Raw genomic sequence first — 15,056 nt, 5'->3', positions numbered from 1 at the left:
ACAGCAGATAATTACTTCTGATAGATAAAGTTCAGGAACAGCAGGTCATCAATCACCGGATGCCCTACTTCCTGCTGGAACAGCTCTTTTACCGCCTGAGTTGCATCCTGACGCATCTGCTCCTGACCTACCGGTGTAGTAACCGCTTCATCCGTCTGGCTGCTCAGCAGAGTCACCAGAGTATTGCGTATCAGAGGCATATGATGCTCAGCCGCCTCTGTAGCATCAGAAGAGCTGGTCACCAGAGTAATATCTGCTTTCAGATACTTCAGACGCCCCGGACCACCATAGTTAACAACAAACGCAGGTCTCATTTCGGTATAAGTCACCGAAGGTCCTGCCGGCGGCGGATCTTCAGCCCGAACCGGAGCAATTGCCAACAGGGCGATCAGAGTGGCCATTATCCCTTGTTTGAATAGTTTAATCACACACAGCTCTCCACTTAATTATCATTCCATTCGCTTCAGGGAACCAGACGGGGAAAAAAATATCTGAACCTGTACGCTTTTATGTCATTGTATGGCGGCTGCAGATTTTTTCCAATGTATGCCCGCCATATAATATGCTTACTTTTTTATTTTATCCGAGGAAAAAAGGATGCCCCTGAATTACCGAGTGCTGAACCTGGCAGGCTTTGCCGCATGTGCTGTATTGATTATTTCAGCACTGATCATGCAGCATGTATTTGAGATGGAACCCTGCCCGTTATGTATTTTTCAGCGCATCAGTTTCATGGCTGCTGGTCTGTTCTTTCTGATTGCAGCCCTGCATAACCCTTCAGGCAGCGGCCGTACTGTATACAACGGCCTGACTCTGATTTCTCTGTTTGCCGGTATCGGTCTGGCCTTACGTCATATCTGGCTACAGAACCTGCCTCCCAGCGAAGTGCCGTCCTGTGGTCCGGGCCTGGACTACATGATAGAAGTTCTGCCCTATACTGATGTTATCAGTAAAGTCCTGCAGGGCAGTGGAGAATGTGCAGAAGTATCATGGACTTTCATGGGATTATCTATTCCGTGGTGGACATTATTTGCATATCTGGGGCTTGCAGCTATAAGCCTGATCAGCGCCCGCCGTAATATAGATTAACAGGTGACAATATTTAAGGGCTACCGTATGCTAAAGAGGACAGAGGAGCCAGGCTCCTCCCCTCAGAAATGCAGGAGGTCACACCATGCTGGAAGGTTGTAAAAATGCCCGTGAACGCTGGAGTGGCGTACACGATCTGGTTGATAAGTGGTTACAGGAACGTCAGCAATTACTGGTGCTGTACACTGATCTGGTTAAGCAGATCTCAGAAGGTGGAATGCCAAAATCAAGCAAGGTTCATGAGCTGTGCGAGATTATGGTGGATTACACTTCTGCAGGTCATTTTGAAATTTTTGAACAGTTGTATCGTGAAGCAGAGGCCTTCTGTGATGATAAAGCGATAGAGCTTAGTAACCGGGTACTGCCAATGATACAGGTCAGTACCGATGCTATTCTTGATTTTCATGAAGCCTTTGATGATAAGGATCTGTCACAAATGGATCAGCAAACATTGTCAGCCAGGCTTTCCGTCCTGGGTGAACAGCTCGCTGACCGCTTCCAGCATGAAGATCTGTTAATAGAAACCCTGCACAACGCGCATCAGGAATTGATTGATATATGATCCCCGTAAGGAAAACGATCACGTCTGCTCTTTTACTGACTGCTCTGGGAGCTGTTACAGGCTGTATTGATCAGACTCCGCCAAATAATACCTGGGAACTGGCGGTAAAAGGAGCTTTCGATGCAGCCCTGAACACAGATGGCTCTGCCGCAGTGATTGCGTCGATTAATCACGGCGGCAGCTTCTGGCAGCTGCCACAGAAGGAACGTATTTATAACTGGAATCATAAAGCCGGTGAGTATTCTTTATTCAGCCAGGTCGCAGTTGCCGGTAATGGACGCTATGGCGCCACGGCAGAACAGGACAGGCTGACGTTATGGGATGCAACATCAGGAAAACCAGCTAACTTCTGGGCTCTGCCTGATGATGTTCGTAGCCTGGCGATCTCTGATGATGGCAGCTATCTGATTGCCGGGATGGATAACAGTACAGCAGTACTGATCAGTACCAGCCAGGGTCAGGGTGTCAGAAATTTCTCTGTTGATGACCAGGTCACAGCAGTCGCTATCAGCGGTGATAACCGTCTGGCGATTGCAGGAACCAGAACGGGTTCAGTATATATCTGGAGCCTGCCAGATGGTGAAATCAAAGGTCAATGGTCCCATGAAAATCAGGTAAGGTCTGTTGCCTTATCTCCCGGTGCAGCCTATGCCTTCAGCGGCGCTCAGGGTGGTTCCGGGGTTCTGGTTGACCTGAACAGTGGCAAAATTGCTATGAATATGGATATCAACCGGGGAGTTGAAGTCGCCTCATCCACGTATACTGCAGCACGCTTTGCTCCACAGCAGAACGAACTGCTGACCGGAACCAGTACAGGCAAGATAAAACTCTGGGATCTCAGCACTCAACAGCAAACAGCAGGCTGGGAAGGGTCTAAACGGGATAAATGGAAACCATCAGGCGTCAGTATTATGGATGTTGCCTTTACCCGTGATGGCAGCTATAGAGCGATGGGTAGTAATGGCCTGGCTTACGAGTTCAGCAAATAAGATTATTTTCCTCAGCTCAAAATAATAAAGCCCCTGCTATCCGAAATAGCAGGGGCTTTATTATATCTATAAGCTATCAATTATATAACTGGTAGCCAGATCAGCAGCACACTACCGATAATATCCGGAAAGACAGGACAGTGATCGTACCACTGTCCTGACTGCTATAGATTAATCCAGCTTAGACAGATCTCTGACCGCGCCTTTATCCGCAGAAGTAGCCAGTTTAGCGTATGCTTTAAGCGCAGCAGATACTTTGCGAGGGCGCTCTTGAGCCGGTTTCCAGCCCAGTTTGTCTTGCTCAACTCGACGAGCTTCCAGTTCTTCGTCTGACAGCAGGACATCAATGGTACGGTTTGGAATATCAATACGGATAATATCACCGTTACGCACCAGACCAATAGCACCACCGGCAGCGGCTTCTGGTGAAACATGACCGATAGACAGGCCAGAAGTACCGCCAGAGAAGCGACCATCGGTCAGCAGCGCACACGCCTTACCCAAACCTTTGGACTTAATATAAGACGTTGGGTATAACATTTCCTGCATACCAGGGCCACCTTGTGGGCCTTCATAACGCACAATGACCACATCACCGGCTTTTACTTTATCATCCAGAATATTAGCGACTGCTTCATCCTGAGACTCTGTAATATGAGCCGGGCCTTCAAACACCAGAATGGATTCATCGACACCGGCGGATTTCACCACACAACCGTCCAGCGCAATATTACCGTGCAGTACTGCAAGGCCACCTTCCAGAGAGAAAGCATTTTCCAGAGAACGAATACAACCATTAGCACGATCACCGTCCAGTGTCGGCCAGCGTGTTGCCTGACTGAATGCGATTTGCGTTGGTATACCTGCAGGACCTGCTTTATAGAATTCCATCACCGCTTCTGACGGGCTGCGCATAATATCCCACTCATCCAGAGCAGCCTTCATATCCACAGAGTGTACCGTTGGCACGTCAGTATGCAGTTTACCGGCACGATCCAGTTCACCCAGAATCCCCATAATACCGCCGGCACGATGTACATCTTCGATATGGTACTGCTGGGTATTTGGTGCCACCTTACACAGCTGAGGTACTTCACGGGACATACGATCGATATCCTTCATGGTGAAGTCGATCTCCGCTTCCTGAGCAATCGCCAGCAGGTGCAGAATAGTATTGGTGGAACCACCCATAGCGATATCCAGCGCGATAGCATTCTCAAACGCTTTAAAGCCAACATTTCGCGGCAGCAAACGATCATTATCCTGCTCGTAGTATTCTTTGGTCATCTCAACAATACGATGACCGGCACGCTTAAACAGTTGCTCACGATCCGCGTGTGTCGCCACAACCGTACCGTTACCCGGCAGTGCCAGACCCAGGGCTTCCGCCAGACAGTTCATCGAGTTCGCCGTGAACATACCAGAGCAGGAACCACAAGTCGGACAAGCGGAACGCTCAACGGCATCCACCAGCTCATCAGAAGCGTCCGGGTCAACCGCCAGCACCATCGCATCAACCAGATCCAGTTTGTGCTCTGCCAGCTTAGTTTTACCGGCTTCCATAGGACCGCCGGAAACAAAGATCACTGGAATATTCAGACGCATCGCCGCCATCAGCATTCCCGGCGTGATCTTGTCACAGTTAGAAATACACACCATAGCATCCGCACAGTGGGCATTAACCATATATTCAACAGAATCTGCAATGATGTCACGGGATGGCAGACTGTACAGCATGCCATCATGGCCCATCGCAATACCATCATCAATCGCGATAGTATTGAACTCTTTAGCCACACCTCCGGCCTGTTCAATCTCACGAGCCACCAACTGGCCCATATCCTTCAGGTGAACGTGTCCCGGTACAAATTGAGTAAAAGAGTTCACCACCGCAATAATGGGTTTCTGAAAGTCATCATCTTTCATACCAGTGGCGCGCCACAGGGCACGGGCGCCAGCCATATTACGACCTGCAGTGGAGGTTTTTGAGCGGTACTCGGGCATGGGTATTCCTCAACAGCTATTAGATAAGGCGGCATAACAGAACGTATTTTGTTCCATTACCCGCTCTTTATGAATCGACATACATGCCTGAACAACAATATTTCGCCACCCTCTGGTCAGCGACAATCAGGATAGAATATTTTTTTACAGAGAAACGTCTGTTCAGGCGCTTAGCACTTGCAAGGTGACTTTTTACCATTGTGGCGCGATGATGACTAGCTGAACCAGAGGAATTCTTTGTTTTATACTTAGAAAGAAATTCATCCCTGTTTTGTGCCGGGTTTTAAGGAGTTCAGTCAATGATTATTGGCATACCTAAAGAAATAAAAAATCAGGAGTACCGGGTCGGCCTGACCCCGGCTGGCGTAAAAGAGCTGACACAACGCGGGCATCAGGTCATGGTCCAGAAAGATGCCGGCAGCGCCATCGGTTTTTTTGATCTGAATTATCAGGCTGCCGGAGCAGAAATTGTTCCTGAAGCGGAAACAATTTTCAGTAAAGCCGACATGGTGGTTAAGGTAAAAGAACCTCAACCGGAAGAATACAGACGCCTGAGACCAGGCCAGCTGCTATTCACCTACCTGCATCTGGCGCCGGACCCGGACCAGACAGAAGGCCTGATACAGTCGGGCTGTACCGCTATCGCTTATGAAACAGTCACAGATGAACATGGCGGCCTTCCTCTGCTGGCACCTATGAGCGAAGTGGCCGGGCGCCTTTCTGTACAAGCCGGAGCCAGATGCCTGGAAAAATCAATGGGCGGCAGAGGTGTTCTGCTTGGCGGAGTGCCGGGGGTGGAATCGGGCCATGTCACTATTATCGGAGGCGGTGTTGTTGGAGAAAATGCGGCTCGTATGGCATTGGGTCTGGGGGCAGAAGTTACTCTACTGGACCGTTCTGTTGCACGATTAAGAGAACTGGACCACAGATATCAGGGACGCCTGAAAACCCTGTACTCTACAACAGAGTCCGTCTTACAGTGCATTCGCCGCAGCGATCTGGTTATCGGAGCCGTACTGGTTCCGGGGGCTGCGGCACCTAAACTGATCAGTCGGGAAATGCTGAAACAGATGATACCAGGCAGTGTACTGGTCGACGTTGCGATTGATCAGGGCGGCTGCTTTGAAACCAGCCGGGCAACCACTCATGATAACCCTGTCTATATTGAAGAGGGAATTGTTCACTATTGTGTGGCCAACATGCCCGGAGCCGTTGCCAGAACCTCAACTCTGGCACTGACTAATGCAACGATGCCCTTTGTGCTGGCTCTGGCAGAAAAAGGTTGGCAACATGCATTAAAAGACGATAAGCACTTGATGAACGGGCTGAATATTCATGCAGGCCAGGTGACAAATCAGGCAGTCGCAGAAAGTCTGAGCTATGCTTACACTAATCCGACAAAGATTGTCGGATGATACAGGTCTTTTGCTTAAGTTGTTTGCGGGAATATTGATTCCCGCTTTTTTTCTTTGTTCAGACAACTACCTGTTTTTCCTGAAACCAGCACAGGCATTGTATCAAGTCAACTTAAAGCGCCGATAACACACTACTCCGCCATGCCATGAAACTGGCTGACACGATGAAAAATATGGTTATCACAACGGTGACAACGTTCAATAGAGCGGGTATGTGTCAACACAACCATTTTGTCGCAGGCGGTACAGGAGAATGTACCAGCAGTGGCCAACTCACCTTCCAGGTAAGTCCCCATATCACTATCCAGCTTTTGCTTCAGTTCAAGCTGATCAATACAGGTTTTATCGGCGACCGATTGTAGTGCCCTGACCAGTGACAGCTCCATGACGGAAAGATCGATATTCAGCCACTCCCCCAGTCCACGCCCCGTTGTACTGACAAAGTGCCCCAGGTGCTGCATATCCCTGGTCAGCCAGGTTGTCAGCAAAGCAACTTCGTCTTTAGTCAGACGCTCCAGTTCATGCTCGAACTCAACCGCGTCCCTGACCTCTTTCTGCAATGCCGCCAGAGTGCTGACCTCAGCATCTGCCAGCTGGGACTCCAGACGCTCCAGAGCACTGTCGTAGTGCCGGGCCAACTTTTCATTATGCAATCCCGGGTTATCCTCAAAGTTTTTATCTGGCTGATCAGACATAATTGCCTCCCGTCCGTTTCTGCGATTCAGGTAATACAGAGCTGTTTAATGTCAGATAAAAATTACAAAAACACTATAGGAATCTGCAATACAAGAAATATCTATCAGTATAGTACTGCTACCTGCATTGTCAGTTTACTCAGGATAACTGCTTATGGATACTGATAAAAATCAGCTTCTGGAAAGAAAAAACTCCGGTATTAACCGGAGTCTGACCAAGGAAGAAATGTTTAAGCACTCACGTGCTTTATCGTTAGTATTTTAATAATTTACAGCATAAACGGCTTTATCGTTTATGGCCAGGGCGAATCACAACTTTCTATCAGAAAATGCTTTTTTATCAGACGAATACCGTTAGTTCTATTCTGTTTGCCATCAGAATAATACTACCAGGCGATGACTACATCGCCCTGTTGAATACCAATTTTATCCGGCTCGGTAGCAATCACTCCCCGGGCAAAGAATGGCTGCACTTTCTTCAGCGTCATCACCAGTTTGACATTTTCCAGCTCCGTATAGGCGTTTTGCTGATTATCGTAGAAAGTACTCAGACGATAGACATTCAGAGTATCGCCCGGACGTAATCCAGCATCAGCTCCAGAGTCAATATACAGATTCCGCCCATCAGTCCTGGTAATCTTTGCCATAAATGGCTGACATCCCAGTGCAGTCTGCAAATCTTCAGCCGCCTGAGCCATCACCTTATTCACTTCGGTGCCATAATCGCTTTCCCAGAAAGATACCGCACCATAGCCAGGCTTTTCTGAAGGAGGCAGAGGCCATAAGCCACGGGTGTCATAACGCTGGCTATACACCATGGAACCGCTGAAGCCATCATGTACAAAAATATCCATTTGGAACCGACGCTCAAAACGAGCATCTTTATACTGGTACTCATCTTTCATATTCTCGAAGAAAGATTTCGTCCGCAACAGATCCGGACGTACCATAGACATATCCCTGATGATGCCACTGATCACATACTGCACACCCATCTTATTGGCGGTCTTAATGGCATTCGTCAGATTGCCCTGAGTCGTAATAGTGGTAGGGATAGTCTCTGGCCGGTCATACAGCAGAATATCAGATGCATCCATCACTTTAAGACGCTGCATACTGGATAAACGCTGACTCATATCTGATGGCAAACGCTGGCCTATGCGATAAAAACCACCATAAGCCGCAGACTGAGGGTCTGCCAGATAGAAGGAACTGACTGCTGCACTACGAAGATAATTATTACTCATCTCCGTACCACAGGTATTATTCTCAGTAATGACATCTGCACTGATAGTCAGGTACATAACGCCATTTCTGACTTCCTCTTTCAGGATATTAATATCCTGAACGGTGCCATTCGAGCTGACTCTGACATTATCAGCAGTAATAGCACCATCAGTCATCTGCTGAAAACTGCTGACATCCGCACCAGCCTGCAAACTGACCTGACGAACCGCATCACGTATGGCCGCTCTGCGAGCGCTGACCAGATCCTGATGCTGAATCGAGGCCTGGCCGGTTGCCTCAAGCCATTTAGCTTCTGCCTGTACACTGCCCAGAGCCAGAGTAAAGCCCAGGGCTTTCAGGACATTGTGACGGATCTTTTTAGTGAACAACCGACCGCTCCTTGTATTACCTCAGATGATTAATCTACATAATACTGCCCAGGCTGTACTTTCACCAGAGGACGGGTGACCGCACGAGTATCAGGTGACTCACCATGAACTGTCGGAGCAGTACAGTTTGGCGTCTGTAGTGCGTTAACTGAAGACATACAATCATAGAACGTTGGTTCCAGAACCAGTTCCAGAGTAGTTTCGTAGTTTTTGTGTGCCAGCTCGTAAGTAGAGATAACTTTAGCACCACGAATCACGCTATCGACGTAGGTACGGAAACGATCATCACGCAGCACCATCGCTTCTACATTCGAGCTACCGCTTACACGAGTACCGTATACTCGCTCAGCCAGCGCACGATACGCATCCAGTTTCGAAGCACGCATCGCCATCAGCTGATTCTGTCCTTTAGACATACGCGGGTTGTCCAAAAAAGCACCATAGCCCGTCACACGAACCACAATAGGCTCAACTTTTGGTGTATAAACGTGCTCAACCTGCTGATAAATAACCTGAGAGTTACTCAGAGCAGGCATAGATGCACCTGCCAGAACCGCACTTGCCAGAGTAAGAGTAGCCAGTTTAAATTTCATGTCATCTCTCCGGATGTCCGTCACAAAAAAGGTGTTTAGCTGTAAGTAACACATTTCGTCAATGAAATGATTTATTCCTATCGGTGCACACGACGATAATGGATGACATCCGGCTGCATACGACAGCACGGTTCATAAATTACCTGGGGTGTTAACACCCGATGGGTTTCCGTCCGCACAATAACTCTGCGGGGCTGAGCAGGGGCTGGTGGTAATTTCAGCACATAACCCGGTGGAGCCTGATCATGACGTTGCTGGTGTCCGCAACCGACCAGACCAGCAATGAAAAGAATACCTGTTATGACTTTTACGACCTTGCTCATTAAACTGTCCTGCTCATTATTTACCGGAAACACTTGAGCCAATTAATGTAACGGATATTATCGGCTCTGTTGAAAAAAAGTTTAGAAATTAAAAGGTAAACTAACAATGTTGTGTCCGGGAAAAGTTTTTCTGGTCGGCGGACCTGTCAGAGATCGGTTATTAGGCGTTCAGGCTCACGACAATGACTGGGTGGTAACCGGTGCAACACCAGAGCAGATGCTGGCAGCCGGTTTTACTCAGGTTGGCAAGGACTTCCCAGTTTTTCTCCATCCGGAAACACGGGAAGAATATGCCCTGGCCAGGACAGAGCGTAAACAGGGACATGGCTATCAGGGCTTTATCTGTCATACCAACCCGGATGTCAGTCTGGAAGAGGACCTTCAACGCCGGGATTTTACGATCAATGCAATGGCATTAGGTCCGGATAATCAGCTAACGGACCCTTACCAGGGGCAAACCGATTTACAGAATCGTTTGCTACGCCATGTATCTCCGGCATTTTCAGAAGATCCGCTAAGGGTATTACGCGGCGCTCGCTTTCTGGCCCGCTTTTATCATCTGGGATTTCGCGTAGCAGAAGAAACACTGACTCTGATGTCCGAACTCGCCATTCAGGGTGAACTACAACACTTATCCGCAGAGCGGGTCTGGAAAGAAACAGAACGGGCACTGGAAGAAGCCGATCCGGAGCAGTATTTTCAGTTACTGCAACAAACCCATGCATTAGAAGTGTGGTGGCCTGAACTGCAAACCCTCTGCCTACAGCCTGATGCTCTGACGATACCTGATGAGCTGAAAGGCTCAGGACAATCGATGCAGGTATGGGCCTGGCTATTAAAAACACTGAGCTCTGAACAGATTCAGACACTTAATATCCGCTTGAAAAGCCCCAGACGCTATCTTGATTTTGCACTGCTTTACGAGGCATTCCGACATACCCTGTACACACCGGAGAACACAGAACAAGTATTGATGCTGCTTGAAAAAAGCGGAGCATTAAAACAAGGCGGGTTATTCGCCGCCTTATTATCTATGCTGCCTGCAGACGACAGGCTTCTTAAGCAGCAATGGCAATCTCTGGCAGATAACATTCGGCAAATCAGCGCACGCCAGTTCAGTGAGCAAGGGTTGAAGGGACCAGAACTGGGACAAGCCATCCGGCAACAGCGTATTCAGGAGGTATCACACTGGCTGCACAGGCTCTGACCCTTCAGCACCAGGAGAAGACAGGTTCAGGTTACTCCTGAACCTCTGAAATATTACGTCCTTGCCAGAACAACTCTCTCAACCAGAGTTGCTGCTCGGTATGAGGAAAAACCTGCCACAATTGCCGTGCTGTTTTTTCCTGTCCGGGCGGTACCAGGTCCGGCTCCATCAACGACGTCGGATACAGCATATAACCATGTTCAAACAAATCACGGCGCGGCAACCGGATACCATCATGCTCACCACACAGATCATCAATCATGACAATATCAATATCCAGTGTACGCCCACTGAACTTCACCACATGCTCTTCACGCCCATGATCATACTCAATCTGGCGTAGCTGGCGACTCAGTTCTGCCAGCGGCAGATCGGTTTCAATCACCGCCATCAGATTAATAAAGTTATCCCCCTGAAAACCAACAGGCTCACTTTCCACGGCCGGCGACAACTGCAGATCACCATAAGCCTGATAAAGCGCATCCAGACCTTTCAGAATATACTTCTCTGCTTCTATATTACTGCCAAGACTCAGATAGACGCGGGCCATCAGTCATTACCCCGTTCAATCTGTACGGCAACATTCGCAGCTTCAGGCACAGCGCCAGGTTTGCTGACTTTAATTTTCAGCCAGCTCACGCCAAAATCATTCATAATCAAAGCGGCGATCGCTTCAGCCAGGCTTTCAATCAGCTCAAATGATGATTGTGCCACATATTTTAATACCGCCTGACTGATGGCGTAATAATCCAGTGTCAGATTCAGATCATCCTGCTCGGCTGCCGGACGAATATCCGTTGCCATTTCAATATCAAACACCAGAGGCTGAGTAATTTCCCTTTCCCAGTCATATACTCCGATCAGTGCATCAGCCTTGAGGCCTTCAATAAACACCCGATCCAATTTCATCACCTTAAATGCTATCCGTTTACAGTAGACTCTGGCTTACAAACGCCAGAAAGCTGTAAACCATATTATTAAAAAGACGCGCCGCCTGATCCACTCCAGGCGACAACTTCAGATCAGTTCTGCCCTTTAATATCCGGCAACTCTGTCAATGGCCAGCGTGGGCGGACGCTGATTTGCAGATCATTGCGCTGCCCGGCAAGTAAACGCTGGCAGCCAGCATAAGCAATCATGGCACCATTATCAGTACAGAATTCATTTCTGGCATAAAAAACATCTCCTCCCATACCCGTCAGTGTTTTTTCCAGCCTTTCCCTCAGCGCTTTATTCGCACTGACACCACCAGCTATTACCAGCTTTTTTAGCCCGGTCTGCTGTAAAGCCCGCTTACACTTAATCACCAGGGTATCGACAACCGCATCCTGAAACGCCAGCGCAATATCTGCAATATTCTGTTCGCTCAACGCCCCATCCGGATTGTTCGCTTTTTCTGCATCAATCGTATTGAGAGTGAAGGTTTTCAGCCCACTGAAACTGAAATCCAGTCCGGGACGATTGGTCATCGGACGAGGGAATTTATATTGATCAGCAATACCCATTTCGGCCATTCGGGCAATATGCGGGCCTCCCGGATAGGGTAAGCCCATCATTTTGGCAGACTTATCAAATGCTTCACCGGCTGCATCATCAATACTTTCTCCCAGCATCTGATACTCACCAATTCCCTGAACCTCGATCAGCTGGGTATGCCCCCCCGATACCAGCAACGCCACAAACGGAAACGCTGGAGGAGTCTCTTCCAGCATAGGAGCCAGCAGATGGCCTTCCATATGATGAACTCCCAGGCTCGGTTTCCCCCAGGCCAGTGCTAACGCCTGAGCCACAGATGCTCCAACCATCAGAGCACCAATAAGCCCTGGACCTGCGGTATACGCGATAGCATCAATATCATCTGCTTCACAGCCCGCTTCATCCATGACCTGCCGCGTCAGAGGCAAAAGCTTACGTACATGATCTCTGGAGGCCAGTTCCGGGACAACGCCACCATAAGGAATGTGCAGGTCGATCTGGCTGTACAGAGCATGAGACAGTAGCCCCTGCTCCGAATCATAGATCGCCAGGCCGGTTTCATCACAGGAGGTTTCTATTCCGAGTACACGCATGGGATTCACTAACTACTTGAAAGGTTGGCGCATTCTACCTTTATAGCAGATAAATGGCACTAAAAGTCACAGAATACGGGCAGATCCGGTTTGCAAGGGGCTGGTAAACCCTATAGAATTATGCTCCCCCTAAGGCATGCTGCCTGTGTGCAGCATATCTCAATTTTTTTAATCCTATTATTTTTAAGGTGGTGAGTCTTTCATGCCTGCTGTTAAAGTTAAAGACAACGAGCCGTTTGACGTTGCTCTGCGTCGCTTCAAGCGTTCTTGTGAAAAAGCTGGTATCTTAGCCGAAGTACGTCGTCGTGAATTCTACGAGAAGCCGACATGGGTTCGTAAGCGCAAAGCTGCCGCTGCAGTTAAGCGTCACGCTAAGAAAGTTCAGCGCGAGCAGAAGCGTTTCGAGCGTCTGTACTAAGACTAGCGCAGTTCTAAAAGCAACAGCACGGGTATTCTGTCTTTTAAGATAGTGACCTGTACGGTTGTCTTTTTAGGGGTTTAAAGCGGCTGCCTTTTATATAAGGTGGCCGTTTTTCGTTTCTATCGATTCCATAAGACCCGGAAACACCGGGACCCTTATTGCCTGTCAGATGATAATTCGCTATGGCCGGACGTATTCCTGAATACTTTATTGACGATCTTGTATCCCGCACCGATATTGTCGATGTGGTGTCCTCTGTCGTCAAACTGAAAAAAAGCGGTCAGAACTGGCACGGCCTGTGCCCGTTCCATAACGAAAAAACACCGTCTTTTACCGTCAGTCAGGATAAACAGTTCTATCACTGTTTCGGTTGCGGAGCTCATGGTAATGCCGTCGGTTTTCTGATGGAGCATGATCAACTGACATTCGTAGAAGCAATAGAGGAGCTGGCCAAACAACAGGGTATGGATGTTCCCAGAGAGGAAAATGCCCGACAGGCACAGCAACGTAAGATTCAGCAAAAATCCCTGGAGGTTATGGAACTGGCCAGCCAGTTCTATATCCGCCACCTTCAGGACCCGGCCAATGCATCAGCGGCTCAAAACTACATTCACCACCGGGGACTGAATCCGGATACCGTCCAGAAATTCGGTATAGGTTATGCTCCCGATGCCTGGGATGGGCTGAAAAATTATCTGAACAGCAAATCAGTCAATGAGCAGGAACAGATCAACTTCGGTCTACTGGTAAAAAAAGAAGATAGCGGACGAAGCTATGACCGTTTTCGTGACCGCATTATGTTTCCGATCAGAGACTGGCGTGGCAAAGTGATCGCTTTTGGAGGCCGGGTATTAGGTGATGCCAAACCCAAATATCTGAACTCCCCGGAAACAGCGCTGTTCCAGAAAGGCAAAGAACTCTACGGCCTTTATGAAGCCCGTACGTCGGGCTCCCTGGAACGCTTACTGGTCGTAGAAGGATACATGGACGTGGTAGCCCTGGCTCAGGCCGGTATTCACTATGCTGTGGCCACCCTGGGTACTTCAGCCACCTCAGATCATATGGAACGATTGTTTAAACTGGTTCCGGAAGTTGTTTTCTGTTTTGATGGTGACTCAGCAGGTATTAAAGCTGCCGAGCGGGCACTGGATAATGTACTGCCCTATATGACCGATGGCCGGCAGGCTCGCTTTTTATTTCTGCCCCAGGGAGAAGATCCGGATTCTCTGATCGGGAAAGTGGGCAAAAATTTGTTTGAGCAACGCATTGTCAGGGCGGCACCTCTATCAGAATACCTGTTCTGGCATCTGGGCCAGGGCCTCGATCTGCAGCAGCCAGAAGCACGCGCGCAACTGAAACAGAAAGCAATTCCTCTATTGCAGCGTATACCGGCTGGTTTGCTACGCTCACTGCTTATCCAGAAGCTTGCAGAAACGGTAGGCATCAGTACCGAACACCTGATGCCGATGCTGGATCAGACGGCGCATTCGCCGACTGTGGACTATCACTATCATGAGTCCATAGCCCCTGAAGACGACTACCGTCACCAGACAGACTATACTGACCAGTCAGGGACCAGCCATACCGCACAGTATGTACACAAACTGCTGGTCTGGCTGATTCGAAAACCCGATATACTTTCACAATTGGAAAGCCGTGAGCAGGAGACCCTGAATACCCTGATTGAGGAAAATCTGGCAGACTCACACGCTTTTCTGCTGAAAAAAGTGGCCGAATACTTGAATTCTGTCCCGGAAGCCTCCACTCAGAGTATCCTGGCCCACTGGTATGGCACTCCGGAAGGAGAGCAACTAGGCCGATTGGCAACAGAAGATATTCTGATTCCTGCCGATACACTGGCATCAGAATTCACAGCATGGCTCCATGCCCTGGAGCATAAGCGGGCAGAACACAATAATGCCCGTCGTCTTGATGAACTAATGAGCAAAAGTCGCTCCGGTCAGACTCTGACCAGATCCGAGAAAGAAGAGCTGGTGATGCTGCTGCAGGCCAGACACCCTGCCAAAGGGGAATAAAGCCGGGCAGCAGCTAACTGAATGATCTTTATGTTAG

At 48.8% G+C, this 15,056-nt stretch carries 16 protein-coding genes; 7 read left to right on the top strand and 9 right to left on the bottom strand.

Annotated features, from left to right (window positions below; genetic code table 11):
• Positions 1-11 precede the first annotated feature (11 nt).
• A complete protein-coding gene (locus H4O21_RS14580) occupies positions 12-428 on the bottom strand; it encodes a flagellar basal body-associated FliL family protein (RefSeq protein WP_182809604.1) in 417 nt (138 codons plus the stop codon).
• A 169-nt stretch (positions 429-597) separates the two neighbouring features.
• Between H4O21_RS14580 and H4O21_RS14575 the strand changes: the two genes are divergently transcribed.
• From H4O21_RS14575 to H4O21_RS14565, 3 genes are all read left to right on the top strand, one after another.
• Entirely contained in the window at positions 598-1,089 is a 492-nt protein-coding gene (locus tag H4O21_RS14575) for a disulfide bond formation protein B (protein WP_182809603.1), read from the top strand.
• 85 nt (positions 1,090-1,174) lie between these two features.
• The gene (gene rsd / locus H4O21_RS14570; protein ID WP_182809602.1) at positions 1,175-1,651 is read left to right on the top strand and encodes a sigma D regulator; all 477 of its coding nucleotides are present in this window, start codon (positions 1,175-1,177) and stop codon (positions 1,649-1,651) included.
• Positions 1,648-2,640, top strand: a complete 993-nt coding sequence (locus H4O21_RS14565) for a WD40 repeat domain-containing protein (RefSeq protein ID WP_182809601.1) — start codon at positions 1,648-1,650, stop codon at positions 2,638-2,640. Before rsd ends, H4O21_RS14565 begins: the two co-directional genes overlap by 4 nt.
• Positions 2,641-2,811: 171 nt before the next feature.
• On the opposite strand, the gene ilvD is transcribed toward H4O21_RS14565, so the two are convergent.
• The gene (gene ilvD / locus H4O21_RS14560; RefSeq protein WP_182809600.1) at positions 2,812-4,644 is read right to left on the bottom strand and encodes a dihydroxy-acid dehydratase; all 1,833 of its coding nucleotides are present in this window, start codon (positions 4,642-4,644) and stop codon (positions 2,812-2,814) included.
• A gap of 299 nt (positions 4,645-4,943) precedes the next feature.
• Here ilvD and ald point away from each other — a divergent pair, with 299 nt between their 5' ends.
• The gene (ald, locus tag H4O21_RS14555) at positions 4,944-6,059 is read left to right on the top strand and encodes an alanine dehydrogenase (RefSeq protein ID WP_182809599.1); all 1,116 of its coding nucleotides are present in this window, start codon (positions 4,944-4,946) and stop codon (positions 6,057-6,059) included.
• Positions 6,060-6,190: 131 nt separating this feature from the next.
• Here the strand turns inward: ald and H4O21_RS14550 are convergent, their stop codons facing one another.
• The 4 genes from H4O21_RS14550 to H4O21_RS14535 form a co-directional block, all read right to left on the bottom strand.
• Complete coding sequence (locus tag H4O21_RS14550) at positions 6,191-6,754, bottom strand: zinc ribbon-containing protein (RefSeq protein WP_182809598.1); 564 nt, start codon at positions 6,752-6,754, stop codon at positions 6,191-6,193.
• Between the two features lie 386 nt (positions 6,755-7,140).
• Complete coding sequence (locus H4O21_RS14545) at positions 7,141-8,370, bottom strand: flagellar assembly protein T N-terminal domain-containing protein (RefSeq protein ID WP_182809597.1); 1,230 nt, start codon at positions 8,368-8,370, stop codon at positions 7,141-7,143.
• Between the two features lie 29 nt (positions 8,371-8,399).
• Positions 8,400-8,963 carry an LPP20 family lipoprotein gene (locus tag H4O21_RS14540; protein WP_182809596.1) on the bottom strand — a complete coding sequence of 188 codons (564 nt, stop codon included), beginning with the start codon at positions 8,961-8,963 and terminating at the stop codon, positions 8,400-8,402.
• A 77-nt stretch (positions 8,964-9,040) separates the two neighbouring features.
• Complete coding sequence (locus H4O21_RS14535; RefSeq protein WP_182809595.1) at positions 9,041-9,286, bottom strand: hypothetical protein; 246 nt, start codon at positions 9,284-9,286, stop codon at positions 9,041-9,043.
• Between the two features lie 106 nt (positions 9,287-9,392).
• Here H4O21_RS14535 and H4O21_RS26130 point away from each other — a divergent pair, with 106 nt between their 5' ends.
• The gene (locus H4O21_RS26130; protein WP_182809594.1) at positions 9,393-10,493 is read left to right on the top strand and encodes a tRNA nucleotidyltransferase/poly(A) polymerase-related protein; all 1,101 of its coding nucleotides are present in this window, start codon (positions 9,393-9,395) and stop codon (positions 10,491-10,493) included.
• Positions 10,494-10,524: 31 nt separating this feature from the next.
• Here the strand turns inward: H4O21_RS26130 and folK are convergent, their stop codons facing one another.
• From folK to tsaD, 3 genes are all read right to left on the bottom strand, one after another.
• Positions 10,525-11,043 (bottom strand): 2-amino-4-hydroxy-6-hydroxymethyldihydropteridine diphosphokinase, encoded by a 519-nt coding sequence (gene folK, locus H4O21_RS14525; RefSeq protein WP_182809593.1) that lies wholly within the window; start codon positions 11,041-11,043, stop codon positions 10,525-10,527.
• Positions 11,043-11,402 (bottom strand): dihydroneopterin aldolase, encoded by a 360-nt coding sequence (gene folB / locus H4O21_RS14520; protein ID WP_182809630.1) that lies wholly within the window; start codon positions 11,400-11,402, stop codon positions 11,043-11,045. Before folB ends, folK begins: the two co-directional genes overlap by 1 nt.
• 113 nt (positions 11,403-11,515) lie before the next feature.
• On the bottom strand, positions 11,516-12,562 hold the full coding sequence (gene tsaD / locus H4O21_RS14515; protein ID WP_182809592.1) for a tRNA (adenosine(37)-N6)-threonylcarbamoyltransferase complex transferase subunit TsaD: 1,047 nt from the start codon (positions 12,560-12,562) through the stop codon (positions 11,516-11,518).
• Positions 12,563-12,764: 202 nt separating this feature from the next.
• Between tsaD and rpsU the strand changes: the two genes are divergently transcribed.
• Both rpsU and dnaG read left to right on the top strand, forming a co-directional pair.
• Positions 12,765-12,980 (top strand): 30S ribosomal protein S21, encoded by a 216-nt coding sequence (gene rpsU / locus H4O21_RS14510; RefSeq protein WP_028304873.1) that lies wholly within the window; start codon positions 12,765-12,767, stop codon positions 12,978-12,980.
• A gap of 185 nt (positions 12,981-13,165) precedes the next feature.
• Positions 13,166-15,019, top strand: coding sequence for a DNA primase (dnaG, locus tag H4O21_RS14505; protein ID WP_182809591.1), 1,854 nt, complete (start codon positions 13,166-13,168; stop codon positions 15,017-15,019).
• The last annotated feature ends 37 nt before the right edge of the window (positions 15,020-15,056 follow it).

This window comes from Oceanospirillum sediminis (assembly GCF_014164585.1).
GTDB classification, from domain to species: domain Bacteria; phylum Pseudomonadota; class Gammaproteobacteria; order Pseudomonadales; family Halomonadaceae; genus Oceanospirillum; species Oceanospirillum sediminis.
This window is presented reverse-complemented; position numbering and strand designations above follow the sequence as displayed.